This window comes from Nocardia sp. NPDC058497, from assembly GCF_042720195.1.
Lineage (GTDB): Bacteria > Actinomycetota > Actinomycetes > Mycobacteriales > Mycobacteriaceae > Nocardia.
In genome coordinates this window covers 1-1,110 of sequence record NZ_JBHXMY010001033.1, presented here as the reverse complement: position 1 = coordinate 1,110, position 1,110 = coordinate 1, and the positions used below count along the sequence as shown (strand labels likewise).

Annotated in this window: 1 protein-coding gene and 1 pseudogene; one reads left to right on the top strand and one right to left on the bottom strand. The window is 68.5% G+C overall.

All coding sequences use genetic code 11. The annotated features are described in order from the left end of the window. Nucleotides 1-313 (top strand): annotated as a pseudogene (locus ACFWPJ_RS33485) (hypothetical protein); the annotation flags it as partial. Here the strand turns inward: ACFWPJ_RS33485 and ACFWPJ_RS33480 are convergent. Then, nucleotides 274-954: a TetR/AcrR family transcriptional regulator gene (locus tag ACFWPJ_RS33480; RefSeq protein WP_378857625.1), complete on the bottom strand. Its 681-nt coding sequence runs from the start codon at nt 952-954 to the stop codon at nt 274-276. The pseudogene ACFWPJ_RS33485 and the gene ACFWPJ_RS33480 sit on opposite strands and share 40 nt — an antisense overlap. Nucleotides 955-1,110: the final 156 nt, after the last annotated feature.

Genomic DNA, 1,110 nt, shown 5'->3' with positions numbered 1-1,110 from the left:
CAGCCTGCACCGCGACTACACGCGGCTCGTCGACCACACCCGCGACCACCGGCCCGCACTCTTCGACGGTGACCTGATCTACTTCAGCTCCGCCGCGGACGACACAGACGACGGCGCCTCACCGGCTCTCGCCTGGCACGACCACATCACCGGACGGATCACCGAACACCGCATTCCCGCCCGGCACGAACGGATGACCGACCCGGACGCACTGCGCGCCATCGGACTCGCCCTCGCCGAGCACTTCAGATCCGCCCGCGGGGTCAGCGCGGGTCAGGCATCGGGGAAGATGCCGGGCAGTTCCATGGCGTAGGCGAGGTCGTCGCGGGTGCCGAGGGTGACCAGCAGGACCCGGATCATGGTGACGCGGGCTTCCGAATCCAGGGCAGGGTCGGGATCGCTGCCGGGTTCGGTGCCCGCGGTCAGGCGGTAGACGATGTATTCGCAGACGTGCAGGGCCGCGTCCATATCCAGGGGGGCGGGCACTGGGCGGCCCAGTTCATCGAAGGTCTTGCGGACCAGGTCGCGGATGTCGTCGAGGGCACGCTCACGGTAGGCCGAGACGGGGGAGCCGGGGTCGTGCAGCTCGGCGAAGAGCGGACGCAGCATCGGGCCGTGGCCGCGAGCCCAGTCCACATAGGCGTCGATCAGCCGGATACCCAGCTGGACCGGTTCGTCGGTGCCGGTCAGCGCCTCCCGGATTCCGCCGACCAGACCGTCGTTGGACGCGGTCAGCACCACGTGCAGCGGCTCGGAGGCATTGCCGAAATAGCGGTAGAAGGTAGGCCTGGCCAGCCCGGCCTGCTCGATGATCTGGGCGACGCTCAACCCGCGCGACCCGTTGCGCGCGAACACGGCGGCGGTCGCCTCGACGATCCTGGCGCGGACCTCCTCGGCCTGCTCTTGCGTCTGCGGCGGGCGCCCACGGCGCACCGTGGCGGAATCACCGGACATCGCACCTCCTCACAACCGCGGGACAACCGCGGAAAGCTTGACACGGCACCGCCCTCAGCCATTAATCTAACACTAGTGTTCAGGCAAATGGCCGAACCTGCGCGATCGATCCGCGCGACCCATCTGTTGAGGAGAAGGGCCGACAATGACGACAGC

Coding starts and splice junctions, on each gene's coding strand:
- ACFWPJ_RS33480 (WP_378857625.1), bottom strand. CDS start 954: ATGTCCGGTGATTCCGCCACGGTGCGCCGTGGGCGCCCGCCGCAGACG.